Source organism: Planotetraspora sp. A-T 1434, from assembly GCF_025420585.1.
Lineage (GTDB): Bacteria > Actinomycetota > Actinomycetes > Streptosporangiales > Streptosporangiaceae > JAOEGB01.
Genome location: NZ_JAOEGB010000007.1, coordinates 67,095 through 83,717 on the forward strand (window position 1 = coordinate 67,095; position 16,623 = coordinate 83,717).

Annotated in this window: 13 protein-coding genes and 1 riboswitch; of the genes, 7 read left to right on the plus strand and 6 right to left on the minus strand. The window is 71.7% G+C overall.

Annotated elements, in window-relative coordinates:
• Positions 1-149 precede the first annotated feature (149 nt).
• From N5079_RS11205 to N5079_RS11215, 3 genes are read left to right on the plus strand one after another with little or no spacing between them, the layout of a single operon-like run.
• A complete protein-coding gene (locus N5079_RS11205) occupies positions 150-2,552 on the plus strand; it encodes an MFS transporter (protein WP_261583562.1) in 2,403 nt (800 codons plus the stop codon).
• The gene (locus N5079_RS11210) at positions 2,549-3,382 is read left to right on the plus strand and encodes a YceI family protein (RefSeq protein ID WP_261583563.1); all 834 of its coding nucleotides are present in this window, start codon (positions 2,549-2,551) and stop codon (positions 3,380-3,382) included. Before N5079_RS11205 ends, N5079_RS11210 begins: the two co-directional genes overlap by 4 nt.
• Positions 3,383-3,418: 36 nt before the next feature.
• Positions 3,419-3,901, plus strand: coding sequence for a MarR family winged helix-turn-helix transcriptional regulator (locus N5079_RS11215; RefSeq protein ID WP_261583564.1), 483 nt, complete (start codon positions 3,419-3,421; stop codon positions 3,899-3,901).
• On the opposite strand, the gene N5079_RS11220 is transcribed toward N5079_RS11215, so the two are convergent.
• From N5079_RS11220 to cobN, 3 genes are read right to left on the minus strand one after another with little or no spacing between them, the layout of a single operon-like run.
• Positions 3,893-4,273, minus strand: a complete 381-nt coding sequence (locus N5079_RS11220) for a PPOX class F420-dependent oxidoreductase (RefSeq protein WP_261583565.1) — start codon at positions 4,271-4,273, stop codon at positions 3,893-3,895. The two genes, N5079_RS11215 and N5079_RS11220, sit on opposite strands and share 9 nt — an antisense overlap.
• Complete coding sequence (locus tag N5079_RS11225; protein WP_261583566.1) at positions 4,257-5,498, minus strand: cytochrome P450 family protein; 1,242 nt, start codon at positions 5,496-5,498, stop codon at positions 4,257-4,259. Before N5079_RS11225 ends, N5079_RS11220 begins: the two co-directional genes overlap by 17 nt.
• 17 nt (positions 5,499-5,515) lie before the next feature.
• Positions 5,516-9,106 (minus strand): cobaltochelatase subunit CobN, encoded by a 3,591-nt coding sequence (gene cobN / locus N5079_RS11230; protein WP_261583756.1) that lies wholly within the window; start codon positions 9,104-9,106, stop codon positions 5,516-5,518.
• Between the two features lie 40 nt (positions 9,107-9,146).
• Positions 9,147-9,312, minus strand: a riboswitch (cobalamin riboswitch).
• Between cobN and cobG the strand changes: the two genes are divergently transcribed.
• A complete protein-coding gene (gene cobG / locus N5079_RS11235; RefSeq protein WP_261583567.1) occupies positions 9,313-10,602 on the plus strand; it encodes a precorrin-3B synthase in 1,290 nt (429 codons plus the stop codon).
• 14 nt (positions 10,603-10,616) lie between these two features.
• Here the strand turns inward: cobG and N5079_RS11240 are convergent, their stop codons facing one another.
• Entirely contained in the window at positions 10,617-11,693 is a 1,077-nt protein-coding gene (locus tag N5079_RS11240; RefSeq protein ID WP_261583568.1) for a cobalt-precorrin-5B (C(1))-methyltransferase, read from the minus strand.
• Positions 11,694-11,728: 35 nt separating this feature from the next.
• Between N5079_RS11240 and N5079_RS11245 the strand changes: the two genes are divergently transcribed.
• Entirely contained in the window at positions 11,729-12,520 is a 792-nt protein-coding gene (locus N5079_RS11245; RefSeq protein ID WP_261583569.1) for a cobalt-precorrin-6A reductase, read from the plus strand.
• On the opposite strand, the gene N5079_RS11250 is transcribed toward N5079_RS11245, so the two are convergent.
• Both N5079_RS11250 and N5079_RS11255 read right to left on the minus strand, forming a co-directional pair.
• The gene (locus N5079_RS11250) at positions 12,483-13,136 is read right to left on the minus strand and encodes a response regulator (RefSeq protein ID WP_261583570.1); all 654 of its coding nucleotides are present in this window, start codon (positions 13,134-13,136) and stop codon (positions 12,483-12,485) included. The genes N5079_RS11245 and N5079_RS11250 overlap by 38 nt on opposite strands.
• Complete coding sequence (locus tag N5079_RS11255) at positions 13,133-14,338, minus strand: sensor histidine kinase (protein WP_261583571.1); 1,206 nt, start codon at positions 14,336-14,338, stop codon at positions 13,133-13,135. Before N5079_RS11255 ends, N5079_RS11250 begins: the two co-directional genes overlap by 4 nt.
• 132 nt (positions 14,339-14,470) lie before the next feature.
• On the opposite strand from N5079_RS11255, the gene N5079_RS11260 reads away from it, so the two are divergent.
• Both N5079_RS11260 and N5079_RS11265 read left to right on the plus strand, forming a co-directional pair.
• Entirely contained in the window at positions 14,471-15,436 is a 966-nt protein-coding gene (locus tag N5079_RS11260) for an alpha/beta hydrolase family protein (protein WP_261583572.1), read from the plus strand.
• Positions 15,429-16,622, plus strand: coding sequence for an acyltransferase family protein (locus N5079_RS11265; protein WP_261583573.1), 1,194 nt, complete (start codon positions 15,429-15,431; stop codon positions 16,620-16,622). Before N5079_RS11260 ends, N5079_RS11265 begins: the two co-directional genes overlap by 8 nt.
• Position 16,623: the final 1 nt, after the last annotated feature.

Consider the following 16,623-nt stretch of genomic DNA (forward strand, 5'->3'; position numbering starts at 1 on the left):
CGGATTTGTCCTATTTGCCCCGATCCAATAAGTTGCCTCAGGAAACCATCCCGTATGATTGCCTTAGGCAACTATTGGGCGAAAGGACATTGATGCCAACCGCGGTACCAGAAAGAGTGCGGACGACGGCGCCTGAATCGGGCGCGCCGATGACGCACCGGCAGATCCTGGAGGCGCTGTCGGGCCTGCTCCTCGGCATGTTCGTGGCGATCCTGTCGTCGACCGTCGTGTCGAACGCGCTGCCGACGATCATCGTCGATCTACACGCGAGCGAGACCACCTACACCTGGGTGATCACCGCGGCCTTGCTCGCGACCACGGTCTCTACTCCGATCTGGGGCAAGCTCGCGGACCTGATGAGCAAGAAGCTGCTCGTCCAGGCCGGCCTCGTGGTCTACGTCATCGGCTCGGCCATCGCCGGGCTGTCGCAGAATCCCGGCATGCTGATCGCCGCCCGGGTCGTCCAGGGCCTCGGCGCGGGCGGCCTCACCGCCCTGGCGCAGGTCATCATGGCGGTGATGATCGCGCCGCGTGAGCGCGGCCGCTACTCCGGCTATCTGGGGGCCGTCTTCGCCCTCGCCACCATCGGCGGCCCGCTCATCGGCGGCGTCATCGTCGACACCTCGTGGCTCGGCTGGCGCTGGTGCTTCTACGTCGGCGTGCCGTTCGCCGTCATCGCGCTGGTCGTCCTGCAGAAGACGCTGCACCTCCCGACCCGCACGCGCGAGGTCAAGGTCGACTGGATCGGCGCGGCGCTCATCGCCGCCTCGGCATCCCTTCTCCTCGTCTGGGTGTCCTTCGCCGGCAACAAGTACGACTGGCTTTCGTGGCAGACCGCCGCCATGGTCGGCGGCACAATCGTCCTGGCGCTGCTCTTCCTGCTGGTGGAGTCGAGGGCCGCCGAGCCGATCGTCCCGCTGCGCCTGTTCCGCAACCGGACGATGAGCCTGGCCGTGGTGGCGAGCCTTCTCGTCGGCGTCGCGATGTTCGGCGCGACGACCTTCCTCAGCCAGTACTTCCAGCTCGCCCGTGGCGAGACGCCCACGATGGCCGGCGTCATGACCCTGCCGATGATCTTGGGTCTCGCCGTCTCGTCCACCGTGGCGGGCCAGATCATCACCCGCACCGGACGCTGGAAGGTCTTCCTGGTCATCGGCGGGCTGTTCCTCACCGCCGGATTCGCCCTGATGGGAACCCTGCGTTTCGACACCGCCTACTGGCAGGTGGCGATCTACATGGTGTTCCTCGGCATCGGCGTCGGAACCACCATGCAGAACCTCGTCCTGGCGGTGCAGAACCAGGTCAGGCCGAGCGAGCTCGGCGCGGCCAGCTCGGTCGTGGCCTTCTTCCGCACCCTCGGCGGCGCGATCGGCGTCGCGGCGATCGGCGCCGTGCTCGCCTCCCGGATCACCGGGTATCTGGAGGAGGGCCTCGCGAGACTGGGAGTCCACAGCACGCCGGGTGGCGGCTCCCTCCCCAAGATCTCCACGCTGCCCGCCCCCGTCCGCGAGGTCGTCGAGAGCTCCTACGGCCACGGCATCGGCGACGTGTTCCTCTACTCGGCGCCCTGTGCCCTCATCGCGCTGATCGTCATCCTGCTCGTCAAGGAGGTCCCGCTGCGCACGGCGCACACCGAGCAGGCGACGGCCGAAGCACCCGCGCCCGTCCGGAGCCCCGTCCCGCACGGCCGCCACGCCCACAACGGCGACCGCGGCCCGCTGCCCCAGCGCGTACGGCGGGAGCCCCAGCCTGTTCCCAGCGCCGTCATGCTGGAGGCGGCCGACCACCTCGCGCAGCTCACCCCCGGCGGCAGCATCCGCGGCTTCATCCGCAACGGCGAGGGCGTCCCGGTGCCCTACGCAAACCTGACGCTGATCGACCTTCGCGGGCACCAGCTCTCCCGCGCGACCGCGCAGGCGGGCGGCCGGTACGACCTGTGGACTCCCGGCAGCGGCACATTCGTCCTCATCGCCTCGGCGGCCGAGCACGAACCACAAGTGGCGACCCTCGTGGTCGGTGACCAGCCGCTCGACTTCGACCTGACGCTCACCAGCTCGGGCGGGCTCGCCGGCACCGTGCGCGACAGAAACGGCGTGCCCGTCCCGGACGCGATGGTGATCCTCACGGACCTGCGCGGCGAGGTGGTCGTCTCCTGCACGACCGGGGCCGACGGCGGCTTCTCCTTCACGGGAACGGCGGCCGGGACCTACACCCTCGCGGTCAGCGCCACCGGCCACCGGCCCGCCGCGTTGCCGGTGGAGGTGGGAAGCGGGCAGAACAGGCAGGATGTCGAGCTGCTCCCCGGGGCCAGACTCCGCGGCACGGTCCGCGTCAAGGGCGGCGGCCCCCTGCTCGACGCCCGCGTCACGCTGCTCGACCCCGCGGGCAACGTCGTCGGCACCGCGACCACGGGCGAGGACGGAGAGTACGGCTTCGCCGACCTGGCGAACGGCCAGTACACCGTCATCGCGACCGGCTACCCGCCCGTGGCCGACACCGTCAACCTCACCGGCGAGGACGCCCACGACATGTGGCTGGGTCACCTGGCATGAGCACCGACATCCGGCGCGGCCTGCAGGCCGTCGTCCGAACCAGAGACGGCTGGGCCGTACAGAACGCCGTCGTCACCGTGACCGACATGTCCGGGCAGCAGGTCGCCAGGGTCGAGGCGGACACCGACGGCACGGTGATGAGCGGCCCGCTGCCGCCCGGCGTCTACACCGTTGTCGTCACCGCGATCGGTTACGCGCCCGTCGCGTCGACCGCGATGGTGACCGCCTCCGGCGCCGCCGAGCTGGGCGCCCTCGTGCTCGCCCGGCAGGGCGGCAGGGAACTGCCGCCGCCCGGCGTGTGGATCGTCGACCCGGCGCACTCGACGGTCGCCGCGACGGCCCAGCACCTCGGGCTGTCCAGCGTGCGGGGACGCTTCGGCGACTTCGCCGCGCGCATCGAGATCGCCCCCGACGTCGAGAGGTCCACCGTCAGCGCCCAGATCAACGCGACGTCGATCGAGACCGGCAACGGCACACGCGACGATCACCTGCGCTCGGCCGACTTCCTGGACGTCGAGCAGCACCCCGCCATCACCTACCGTGGCAGCGGCGTCTCCGCCGCCGGCCCGGACCGGTGGACGGTCCACGGCGAGCTGACCCTCGGCGGCATCACCCGCCCGGTCGACCTCGACCTGTCCTACCTCGGCACGGGCCCCGACCTGTGGGGCGGCCTGCGCGCCGCGTTCCACGCCGTCGCCGAGCTGCGCCGCGACGACTTCGCGATGAACTTCAACCAGATCGTGCAGGCCGGAATCGCCCTGGTCGGCGCCACACTGAAGATAGAGCTCGAAATCCAGGCCGTGCATGAGACGACACTGCCGCCGGCCTGATCGTCTTCGATACATTGGGCCGGCACTGGAGGAACGATGACGAAGGCCCAGACAACCACGATGGCCACCACCGCGAGCGCGCGGGAGGCCTACTGCTCGGTCGAGCAGCAGCTCAGCGTTCTCTTCCGGCGGGCCCGTGCGCTCTCCGCCGAGATGGGCCGCCGGGTCCATCCCGACCTGGAGCCCGGCGCGTACGGCCTGCTGATCCGGCTTGACGATGTGGGTCCGGCGCGGCCCAGCGACCTCGCGACCTATTTCGGCGTCGGCAAGGCCACCATCAGCCGCCAGCTCAAGGCGCTTGAGGAGCTCGGCCTGATCAGGCGTGAGCCAGACTCCCTCGATGGCCGCGCCCATCTGCTGGCCCTGACCGAGGAGGGGCGGCAGCGGCTCCACCGGGCCCGGGACGCGCGCCAGAAGGCGTTACGTGAGCGGCTCGACACCTGGCCGGAGGACGAGGTGTGGCTGCTCGCGCGGATGCTCGCCCGGCTCAACGCCCTGACCGCGGACGACCTAATCTAGGACGATCCGCACGCCGATGGTTCCCTGAGGGCCGCGCCGCAGCCTGCTCGTCCAGATCGTCAGCCGGCCGGCCAGGCCGTACTTGCCCATGACGAGCCGGCCCACATGGTAGATCCGCTCGTCGGGCAGCAGCTCCGCGCGACCTCTGACGGCCTCACCCCGCAGCCTGCCCCGGATGTCGCAGGGCGCGACGGTCACCTCGGGGTTGTTGCGGATCCGCTTGACCTTGCCGGAGTCGCGGACCGTCCAGACGACCAGGGCGTCACCGTCCCGCACCGCCCAGACGGGAGTGGCGACGGGCGTGCCGTCCCGTCGGAAGGTCACGACTGACACGTACTTCTCAGCGCCGAGCCGCTCAACCGGTGTTGTCATCGCCCGACTCTAGCCTGACCGGCAGCCGTGCGAGCCGCCAGGAGCCGGGCAGGAGCTGACGTTCCAGTTTGTCCGGCTCCACGGCCAGGGCCAGGCCGGGGAAGCGCCGGAGAAGCGCCTCGAAGGCCACCTCCGCCTCCTGCCGGGCCAGCGCCGCGCCCAGGCAGTAGTGGAGGCCCTGCCCGAATCCGACATGGGCCTCCGTCCGCTGACGGGTGAGGTCGAGCCGTCCGGGGTCGTCGAACTCGCGGGGGTCGTGGTTGGCGGCGACGAGCACGGCCATGACCGCCTCGCCCCGCCTGACCGGCATGCCGCCGATGTCGAGGTCCTCGGTCGCGTAACGCATCCGCGTCGCCTGAACGGGGCCGCACCAGCGCATGAGCTCGTGTACGGCTCTCGGCAGGAGGCCCGGCTCGCCGCGAAGCCGGGCGAGCTGGTCGGGATGCGTGAGGAGGGCGACGACGCCGTTGCCGATCAGATGCGCGGTCGTCTCGTGCCCGGCGAGGACGAGCGTCAGGACCATCGTGATCATCTCGGTGTCGCCGAGCCGGTCGCCGTCCTCGTCCTGGGCGCGGATCAGCCCGGTGAGCAGGTCGCCGGTGGGCTCGGCGCGACGCCGTACGATCAGCTCCTGGACGTGCGCGACCATCTCCCGCAGCGGCGCGGCGAAGGTCCCGGGTTCGAGCGACACGAGGGCTCTGCCCCACTCCCGCCACCGGGGACGGTCCTCCTCGGGGATGCCGACCAGCTCGCAGATGACCGTGATCGGCAAGGGATAGGCGAATCGCTCCATCAGATCGACCACGCCGTCCAGCCCGTCGAGCAGGCTCTCGGTGATTTCCTCCACGCGTGGCCGCAGCTCGGAGACCCGGCGGGCGGTGAACGCACGCGACACGAGCTTGCGCAGCCGGATGTGGTCGGCGCCGTCGACGTCGAGGACACCGTCCAGGACATACTTGGCGTATTCCGGAGGGATGCCACGCGCCCGGATCATCTGGTCGCGGAGGTCGCGCACGTCCATGCCGGGGACGCCGGCGGGGTTGTTGACGAAACGCGGGTCGCTCAGCACCACCTTGACGTCGTCGTATCGGGTGACGAGCCAGATCGGCGCATCGACGCCGGGGAACGTCGCGCGCGCCATCGGCGCCTGCTCCCGCAGCCGTGCGAATCCCCCGAACGGGTCGCCCATCAGTTCCGGGTCCATCAGATCGACCGATGCACTCATGCCCCACCCCCATACGGCTATACCCAGGTATCGGTGCCGCCTTCGATGTCGCCTTCGACCTTGAGGTAGACCTCCCGCAGGTCCTGGAGGATGTCGGGGTCGGGGTGCGCCCACATGTTCCGGTCGGCCGCCTCCAGCAGGCGCTCGGCGATGCCGTGCAGGGCCCACGGGTTCGACTCGGTGAGGAACCGCTGGTTCTCCGGGTCCAGCACGTAGGTCGCGGCGAGCGTGTCGTACATCCAGTCGGCCACCACGCCTGTCGTCGCGTCGTATCCGAAGAGGTAGTCGACGGTGGCGGCCAGCTCGAAGGCGCCCTTGTACCCGTGCCGCCGCATCGCCGCGACCCATCGGGGGTTGACCACGCGGGCGCGGAAGATCCGGGCCGTCTCCTCCGACAGGGTCCGGGTGCGGACCGCGTCCGGCCGGGTGCTGTCGCCGATGTACGCCGCCGGAGCCTTGCCGGTGAGGGCGCGGACGGTGGCGATCATCCCGCCGTGGTACTGGAAGTAGTCGTCGGAGTCCGCGATGTCGTGCTCGCGCGTGTCGACGTTCTTCGCGGCCACCGCGATGCGCCGGTAGGCGGCCTCCATGTCCTGCCGGGACGGCGTGCCGTCCATGTCCCTGCCGTAGGCGAAACCGCCCCACACCGCGTAGACCTCGGCGAGGTCGGCGTCGTCGCGCCAGTTGCGGCTGTCGATCAGCGGGAGCAGGCCGGCGCCGTACGCCCCGGGGCGGGAGCCGAAGATCCGTGTGGTGGCCCGCCGCTCGTCCCCGTGGACGGCCCGGTCGGCCATGACGTGGGCCCGCACGTAATTGAGCTCTTCGGGCTCGTCCAGGCCGGCGACCAGCCGTACGGCGTCGTCCAGCATGACCACCACGTGGGGGAACGCGTCGCGGAAGAAACCGCTGATCCGGACGACGACGTCCACGCGGGGACGGCCGAGCTCGGCCGCCGGGATCGGCGTGAGACCCGTGACCCGGCGGGACGCCTCGTCCCACTCGGGGCGGACGCCGAGAAGCGCGAGGACCTCGGCCACGTCGTCCCCGGCGGTGCGCATCGCGCTGGTGCCCCAGATCGACAGCCCGACCGAGCGCGGCCAGTCGCCCGTGTCGGCCCGGTAGCGCTCCAGCAGCGACTCGGCCATCGCCTGCCCGGTCTCCCAGGCGAGGCGGCTCGGCACGGCCTTGGGGTCGACCGAGTAGAAGTTCCTGCCGGTGGGGAGCACGTTCACCAGGCCGCGCAGCGGCGACCCGCTGGGCCCCGCGGGAACGTAGCCGCCGTCGAGCGCGTGCAGCACCGCGTCGATCTCGCCGCTCGTCTTGGCCAGCCGCGGCACGATCTCGGTGGCGGCGAACGTCAGGATTTCCGAAACCCGGGACGGTACGGCCATCGCCTCGCAGACCTCCCCGGCCGCGGCCGGATCCCAGCCACGGGCTTCCATCCCTTCGACGAGCGCCGCCGCCACCGTCTCGGCCTGATCGGTGTCGACGCGCCCGGCGGTGCCGTCCTCGCTGAGGCCGAGCGCCTCACGCAGCCCAGGAAGCGCCTCGCTCCCCGCCCAGATCTGCCGGGCTCTGAGCATCGCGAGCACCAGGTCCACGCGCGCCTGCCCGGCCGGAGCCTCGCCGAGCACGTGCAGGCCGTCCCGGATCTGCACGTCCTTGACCTCGCACAGCCAGCCGTCGACGTGCAGCAGGAAGTCGTCGAACTCCGCGTCGTGCGGCCGGTCGTCCAGGCCCAGGTCGTGGTCGAGCCGGGCGGCCTGGATCAGCGTCCAGATTTGGGCCCGGATGGCGGGCAGCTTGGCCGGGTCCATCGCGGCGATGGAGGCGTGCTCGTCGAGGAGCTGCTCCAGCCGGGCCATGTCCCCGTAGGTGTCGGCGCGCGCCATCGGCGGCACGAGGTGGTCCACAAGCGTGGCGTGCGCGCGCCGCTTGGCCTGGGTGCCCTCCCCCGGGTCGTTGACGAGGAACGGGTAGATCAGGGGCAGGTCGCCCAGCGCGGCGTCCGGCCCGCAGGACGCGGACATCCCGGCGGACTTGCCGGGCAGCCACTCCAGGTTGCCGTGCTTGCCGACGTGGACCACCGCGTGCGCGCCGAACCCGTCGGCGAGCCAGCGGTAGGCCGCCAGGTAGTGGTGGCTGGGCGGCAGGTCGGGGTCGTGGTAGATGGCGATGGGGTTCTCGCCGAACCCGCGCGGCGGCTGCACCATCACCACGACGTTCCCGGCCCGCAGCGCCGCCAGCACGATTTCCCCGTCGGGGTCGCGGGACCGGTCGACGAACAGCTCGCCCGGCGGAGGGCCCCAGTGCCGCTCCATGTCCGCGCGCAGGTCCTCAGGCAGCGTGCCGTACCAGGCGCCGTAGCTCTCGGCGGAGATCCGTACCGGATTCCCGGAAAGCTGCTCCTCGGTGAGCCAGTCCTGGTCCTGGCCGCCCGCGGCGATGAGAGCGTGGATGAGCGCGTCGCCGTCCTGATCAGCCACGCCGGGCAGCTCCCCTATGTCGTAGCCCCGCTCGCGGAGGGCGGCCAGCAGGCGGACCACGCTCTTCGGCGTGTCGAGCCCGACCGCGTTGCCGATCCGCGCGTGCTTGGTGGGATAGGCCGACAGCATGACCACGACGCGCCGGTCCGCCGGAGGCACGTGGCGCAGCGTGGCATGCCGTACGGCGATGCCGGCGACGCGGGCGGCGCGCTCCTGGTCGGCCACGTAGACCGTCAGCCCCTCCTCGTCGACCTCCTTGAAGGAGAACGGCACGGTGATGATCCGGCCGTCGAACTCCGGGATCGCCACCTGCGAGGCGGCGTCGAGAGGCGACAGCCCGTCGTCGCTGGCCGCCCACGTCTCCCGGTCGCCGGTGAGGCACAGGCCCTGCAGGATCGGAATGTCGAGCCGGGCCAGCGCCCCCACGTCCCACGCCTCGTCGTCCCCGCCCGCCGACGCCGTCGCGGGACGGCTGCCGCCGGCCGCGAGCACGGTGACGATCAGCGCGTCCGCACGGCCGAGCACGTCGAGCAGCTCCGGCTCGGCGGTGCGGAGGGAGGCGCAGTAGACCGGCAGGGGGCGGCCGCCCGCGTTCTCGATCGCGGCGCACAGCGACTCGACGAAGCCGGTGTTCCCGGCCACGTGATGAGCGCGGTAGTAAAGGACCCCCACGACCGGGCCGTCGCCGGTCGAGTCGCGTTCGAGGACGCCCCAGCTCGGCAGCGGAGCCGGAGGGGCGAACCCGTGCCCGGTGAGCAGCACCGTGTCGGACAGGAAGCGATGCAGCTCGGCCAGGTTGTCCGGGCCGCCGTGGGCGAGATACGCGTGGGCCTCGGCGCACACGCCGCCGGGGACGGTGGACAGCTCCATCAGCTCGGCGTCGGGGGCCTGCTCGCCGCCGAGCACGATGACGGGACGGGGACCCGCCAACAGGGCGTCCAGGCCCTCCTCCCAGACCCGGCGCCCGCCGAGCAACCGGACCACCACGAGCTCGACGCCGTCGAGCAGGGGCGGAAGGTCGGCGACGGCGAGCCGGGCGGGGTTGCCCAGCCGGTACGGCGCACCGCTCGCGCGTGCACTGAGAAGGTCGGTGTCCGAGGTGGACAGCAGCAGGATGGGCAGCTCGCGCACGGCACATGTCCTCACTCGGGGTCCGCGCCCCGGGTCGTGGTCCAGAACGGCCAGGAGTGTTCTGGCTCCCGGACCTGGGCTGACGCCCTCGTCCGGTGACAGTGGCGGGACCGCGCCGGATTCGCACCGGCTTCCCTCCTCGTGCCGTCGCCCCCATTATGCGGGTTTGTTGCGTAAGCCGGACTAACATCATCGACGTGGGTCTTACCGACGTTTCGGAACGATCCGGGCCAGACGCATGCCCGGGGGCGTTTCAGACGCATTCGGCCGCTGACGGCGCCGTCGCTCGGATCCGCGTACCGGGCGGCATCCTCACCGCCCGGCAACTGCGCGAGCTCGGCCACACCGCCGCGTCCCTCGGCTCGGGCGTCATCGAGCTGACGTCCCGCGCCAACGTCCAGATCCGCGGCCTGCACGGCGAGGCGGAGCGGAGCTTAGCGACGCGGATGGCCGCCGCCGGGCTGCTCCCCTCGGCGACCCATGAACGCGTGCGGAACATCCTGGCCTCCCCAATGGCGGGGCTGGACGGTCAGGGCCTCATCGAGGTGGCCCCGCTGGTCCGCGAGCTCGATCTGGCCATCCGCTCCCGCCCGGTGCTCGCGGATCTGCCCGGCCGGTTCCTGTTCGCCGTGGACGACGGCAGAGGCGACGTGGCGGCCCTCGGCGCCGACATCGCCCTCCTCCCCCCCTCCTTCGTGCTGATCGCGGGCCAGGACAGCGGGCTGCGCGTCAGCCCGGAGGAAGCCGTACCCGTCATGGTGGCGGCGGCCGAGGCGTTCCTCGCCGAACGCGGGTCGGCCGACTCCAAGGCCTGGCGGATCGCTGAACTCCCCGATGGCCCCGCGAGGATCGCCGCCCGCCTCGGCGGCCACGCCGCCGCGTCACCCCTCCTCCAGCCGGGAGACGGAGGCGTCGCGACAGTCGCCGGAAAGCAGCTGGGAGCGCTGGCGCAGCCCGGCGGCTGGACCGCGCTGTCCGTCATGCCGCCGCTCGGCCGCCTGTCGGCCGCTCAGGCCCACGCCGTCGCCACCGCCGCCGACACAGGCGATGGGGAGATCCGCCTCACCCCGTGGCGCGGCGTCATCGTGCCCGGCTTGACGTGGGCCGACGCCGAGCTGTGGCTCCCCCGGCTGGCGGACGTCGGCCTCATCACCGACGCCTCCTCCCCGTGGACGGGAGTGACGGCCTGTACGGGACGGCCCGGCTGCGCCAAGTCCCTGGCCGATGTCCAGGCCGACGCCATTCGAGCGATGGCGGGCGCCGGTGCCCGGGGCGCGGCGGAAGCTCTCCCGGTGCACTGGGCCGGTTGCGAACGCCGCTGCGGACGGCCGAGCGGGCCCGCCGTGCTCGTCGTCGCCACCGGCCACGGCTACCGGGTGGACGCCGGTGGGCGGAGCGTGTCATGCACGGGCATTGAGGAAACGGCTTCCGCGATCAGCACGACGCGCACGACAGCCGATGGGCCGGCGGGCACGACAGAGCCATGAGCCCCGCCCCACCCTCACCCGGCTCGGCCGACTATGATCCCCGCGCGGTCGATCACCACGACGTCGACGTCGACTGGGGCGCCGCGCAGGACCCCGAGGGCGGCGACCCTTGCCCGTTCCGCGACCAGGTCCCCCAGCGGCAGACCGGTCTCCTGGCAGAGCTGGAGCGCCTGCAGTGCCGTGTTGGCGTGCCTGACCCGATCGGCCAGGTCCTCGGCGCCGCCCGCCTTCCTCACCAGCGCGGCGAGCGCCTCCGTACTGACCTGCGAGCGGCCCGAATGCAGATCCAGGTGCCCGTCCGCGAGCTTGGAGAGCTTGCCGATGCCACCGGCGACCGTCAACCGGGGAATCGGGTGCCTGCGCAGGTATTTCAGCACGGCCCCGGCGAAGTCGCCCATGTCCAGGAGCGCGTCTTCGGGCAACCCGTAGAGCTCGGTGGCCACATTCTCCGACGTGCTGCCGGTGCACGCGGCGACGTGCCGATGCCCCGCCGCCCGCGCGACGTCGATCCCGCGCCGGATGCTGTCGATCCACGCCGAGCACGAGTACGGCACCACGATGCCGGTGGTGCCGAGGATGGAGAGCCCCCCGAGGATGCCCAATCGGGGATTCCAGGTGTGGCGCGCCAACTCCTCCCCGCCCTCCACGGAGATCTCCACGATGACGTCGCCGCTGCCGCCGTACAGTCCGGCGATCCGCTCGACGTGCTCGCGCATCATCTGCCGGGGCACCGGGTTGATCGCCGGCTCGCCCACATCCAGCGGCAACCCCGGCTTCGTCACCGTCCCCACGCCCGGCCCGGCGCGGAACGTGACGCCGGTCCCCGGAGCGCCGTGCCGTACGGTCGCGGAGATCAGCGCGCCATGAGTCACATCGGGGTCGTCCCCGGCGTCCTTGACCACCCCGGCCCGCGAACCTCCGCCAGGGGTCAGCTCCTCCACGGCGAGCGCGAACGCCGGACACTGACCGCGTGGCAGCACGATCTCCACGGGATCGGGGAACGACCCTGTGAGGAGTGCCGTGTACGCGGCCGTGGTGGCCGCCGTGGCACACGCGCCAGTGGTCCAGCCGTGCCGAAGACCGGTGCTCATGCGTCAAGGATGTACCAGTTTGGGCGGAGCCTCCCATGAGGGCGGGCGTCCTGATCCTGGGAGGGACCGGCGAGGCACGGCGACTGGCGGAGACGCTGGCACGAGAGCCGCGGCTTCGCGTGATCTCCTCACTGGCAGGCCGGGTGCGCGACCCCAAGCTCCCGCGGGGAGAGGTACGCGTCGGGGGGTTCGGGGGCCCGGACGCCATGGCGGACTGGCTGCGTGAGCAGGGCATCTCCGCCGTGGTGGACGCGACCCACCCGTTCGCCGAACGGATCACCGCCTCGGCGGTGCGGGCCACGTCGGCGGCCGGGGTCCCCCTGCTTGTCCTCCGCCGGCCCGGGTGGCGGGAGGAGCCGGGCGACGACTGGCACTGGACGGCGTCACTGCCGGAAGCGGCCGCGCGGCTTCCCACGCTGGGCCGCCGGGCGTTCCTCACCACGGGACGCCAGGGCCTGCCCGCCTTTGCCGGCCTGGACGACCTGTGGTTCCTCATCCGTACGGTCGACCCGCCCGAGCCGCCGCTTCCATCGAGGTTCCGCCTGCTGCTCGACCGGGGCCCTTACACGCTGGACAGTGAGCTGTCCCTCATGCGGGAGCACCGCGTCGACCTGCTGGTCACCAAGGACAGCGGAGGAACGATGACCATGCCGAAGCTCACCGCCGCCCGGGAGCTCGGCCTGCCCGTCGTCGTGGTGCGGCGTCCCGCCCTGCCCGACGTTCCCACGGCCGGGACCGTCGAACAGGCCCTGGCCTGGCTCGACGGCCTCCTCCATCTGGACGAACGGGTCAAGATCCGGGAGCGAGCCCCGCATCGTAGGCGATGATGACGAGCTGAACCCGGTCGCGGGCATCCAGCTTGGTCAGCAGCCGCGTCACGTACGTCTTGACGGTGGCGACGCTGACGAACAGTTCGGCGGCGATCTCCGTGTTGGATCGGCCACGTGCGACCAGTGTCAGGACTTCGCGTTCCCGCCCGGTGATGCCCTTCAGCACGGGGGACGCGAGAGCGGGCAGGGGGCGGCCGGCGAACTCCCCGATCAGCCGTCGGGTGACACTCGGCGCGATCAGGGCGTCACCGGCGGCGACCACGCGGATCGCCGCGAGGATGTCGTCCAGAGCCATGTCCTTGACGAGGAACCCGGACGCGCCGGCGCGCAGCGCGCCGTAGACGTAGTCATCGTCATCGAAGGTGGTCAGGATGACCACCCGTGCCCCGCTGGGACCGGAGATGATCAGCCGGGTGGCGTCGATGCCGTCCATTCCGGGCATGCGGATGTCCATCAGGACGACGTCGGGGCGCAGGTCCTCGGCGAGCCGTACGGCTTGCGCGCCCGTCTCGGCCTCACCGGCGAGCTCAAGGTCGGGAGCCTCGGTGATGACCATCCGCATCGCGGCGCGGATCAGCGCCTGGTCGTCGGCGAGCACGATGCGGACGGTCATCGCACTCCCTCCGGCAGGGGAAGACGGGCCGTCACTCGGAAACCACCTTCGGGACGAGGCGCGGCGGAGAACTCCCCACGCAGGAGGCCGACCCGCTCGCGCATTCCGACCAGGCCATATCCGCTTCCCGCCGGACGGCCACGACCGTTCCCCCCGTCGATCACCTCAATGGACAGCTCGTCGTCCCGGAAGTCGATGAGCGCCTCGCAGGAATGGGTTCCGGCGTGGCGCACCACGTTGGTGACCGCCTCCTGGATGATCCGGTAAGCGGAGATATCGATATCAGCAGGCAGCGGGCGCCGCTCGCCCAGCCATCGCACATCGACGCGGACTCCGGCGTCCGTCACGGTCGCCGCCAGCCGGTCGACGTCGGCCAGCCCCGGCGCCGAGCCGGACGCCGCCGGCTGTGGGGGCTGCCCCGGCTCGGCTTGCCGGAGCGCGGCGACCATGCGGCGCAGCCCGGACAATGCCTCCCGGCCGACCGTCTCGATCTCGCCCAGCGCCTCCCGCGCCCGTCCGGGCTGGGTCTCGATAACCCGCCCTGCCGCGGCGGCTTGCAGGGCGATGACGCCGATGCTGTGCGCGACGACGTCATGCAGCTCACGCGAGATGCGCAGCCGTTCGTCGGTGACCGCCTGGGCGGTCGCCAGTGCGACCAGTTTCCCGGCATGCTCGCGAGCCTGGTGCACAGAATGCCCTACCAGCCAGGCGATGACCGTCGTCATCGCCACCGCCAGTTCCGCGGAGGTTCCGACGCTCCAGCCGCACAACAACCGGGTGGTCAGATAGCCGGCGAGTACGGCGAGCGCACAGGCCACGGCGACGACCCCTGTCCGGCGCGCTCTGGTGGACGCGATGAAATAGAGCGCCACGTCGACGGCCAGGAACTGGGCCAGCGGGATCTCCCCGACTCCCAGAGGGAGAGTCTCGATCACGGAGGCGGCGAGGAACAGGGTGAGGGCGCGCAGCGGCCGGCGGGGCAGCAGAGCGCTTCCAGCCAGCACGAGGCCGGTCGCCACTCCCAGGTAGGTCAGCCCGTCCCACCGGAAGACGAGGACACCGGCCGGCACGGCGGACATGGACTCGCCGGGCAGCCTGACACGGATGAGAACCGTAAAGGCCACCCCCGCGCACCAGGTCACCGTCGTCCAGACACCCGGCGGCACCCGCTTGAGGAAAGGCGGAGGCGGTGCGACGTGCATGATCAGAGGGTAACGGCTCGGTATTGAACCGGCATCGGACCAAAGTCGTACATCCACGGTCTACAGACGCCCCGAGGAATGCCACCGGCGGTCCGACGCGGCGTCGATGCCCCGTCCGGCACCGTCTGCGGGGTGAGCGAATCCGACCGGCTCCGGCTCAGCCGTACCCCCCTCGCAGCCCTCATCGCCACATTGGTGGTGCTTCCGGTGACGCATGTGGCACGCGCGGCGGCCGTCCCGGCGCCCACCCCTGCGGCGCTGGGCCCGTTCCGGGCCGCGACCCACGAAGCCCTGGCCCAGAGATACGCCGTGAGCCGGGCCGGCATCCTGGCCGCCGAAGAGACGGCCTCGGCCCACGGAGACCAGTGGCGTGCGACGATGCTGCACGCGATGGCGGATCCCACCCGCCGGTTCCTGTCGTTCGACGGCCGCGACGGCGGCCGGGCCATGGAGGTGTTCGGGGACCTGGCGACGGCGGACCGGATCGCGGTGGTGGTCCCCGGCGCCGACACCAACCTCGACAAGTACGGAATCCTGCGCGGCAGTTCGCTGAGGCTCTCCCAGGCGCTCGGCCAGCGATCCGCTGTCATCGCGTGGCTCGGCTACCACACGCCCAGCACGGTGAGCGCCGAGGCGCTGACGACCGGCCGGGCCGACGCGGCCGTCCCGCACCTGCGCGCGTTCGTACGCCAACTGCGCGCCGCGAGGCCCCACGCCCGTGTCACCCTCCTGTGCCACTCGTACGGCGGCGTCGTCTGCGCCCGGGCCGCCTCAGACATGGACGTCGCCGACATCGTCCTGGTCAGCAGCGCGGGCACGACCTTCGACAACGTTGCCGCGCTGCGCACCAAGGCCACCGTCTGGGCCGGCCGGGGCAGCGGCGACTGGATCGCCTACGTGCCGCACGCGCGGCTGCGCCTTCCCTTCGCGACCATCGGATTCGGTGCGGACCCGCTGTCCCCGCGGTTCGGCGCACGGCTTTTCGAAGCCGGCGACGGCGGCCACAGCGACTACCTGAAGGCCGGCTCCCCGTCGCTGAGGAGCATCGTCGCGATCGTTGCGGGACAGGCTCCCGCCCAGGTGGGCCGCGATGCGTGACCTCATCCGGCGCATCGAGGCCGCGACGCCCTCCGGCCGTGACCGCGGCGTCGATGGACTGCGGGCCGCAGCCATCCTGGGCGTGGTGCTCGGCCACTGGCTGGTGACCGCCCTGGTCGTCGACAGTGGCACGATACGCGTCGGCAGCCCGCTACGGAGCATGCCGCACCTCGCCCCCGTCTCCTGGGTGTTCCAGACCATGGCGGTCTTCTTCGTGGTGGGCGGGCAAATGGCCGTGAAGAGCCGTTCCTCCGCCCGCGTCAGGGGCGAGAGCTACACCCGGTGGCTCGGCATCCGAATGGCCCGCTTGTTCCGGCCGGTCGCCGTCGTGCCGGCGGTGTGGAGCATGGTGGTGGTCACGATGCTCGCCTTGGGCGCCGACCTGCGAACCGTATTCGCCCTGGCCAAGCTGGTGTGGTCGCCAATGTGGTTTCTGCTGGTCTTCGCAGGGCTGACGGCCGCGACGCCGCTGGCCGCCAGGACGCATCCGCTTTGGCCGCTCGCCGTCGTCGCGCTCACCGACCTGGTCCGGTTCGGCCTGGGCGGCCCCGCGTGGCCGGGGTGGATCAACTACATGGCCGGTTGGCTGGTGCCGTACTGCCTCGGCGCGTCTTGGGAACGCGGCCGCCTCTGCGGGCGCGCGACCGCGTGGGGGCTGCTGCTCGGCGGCGCCGCCGCCACTGCCGCGCTGGTCCTGTGGGCCGGCTATCCGGCCTCCATGGTCGGCGTGCCGGGTGCCCGCGTCTCCAACCAGGCCCCGCCCACCCTGGCGGCCGTCACCTTCGGCCTGGCCCAGTGCGGGGCGGCGCTGCTGCTGGTTGGCCCGCTCCGGCGGCTGCTGCGCCGCCCGGCCGCCTGGGCGGTGGTGACGGCGGCCAACCTGTCCGCCATGACGATCTTCCTTTGGCACCAGACCGCCCTGATCGCGGTCACCGCTACCGGCATGCTGACGGGCGAGGCCCTGCCGGGCCTGCACACCGTCCCTGACACCCCCGGCTGGGTGTTCGCCCGGCTCGCCTGGCTGCCTGCCTTCATGGTTGCCCTACTCGTCTGCTGCGCCGCGTTCCTTTCGTACGAGCGGGGACGTCCGCGGCAAGAGGTGCCGTACGAAGTGTCAGGCCGGATGGCGGCGGGGGGTGAAGACGACGGGCCGTCCCTCTCGCTCGACGACGCGTGTCGTCGATGAG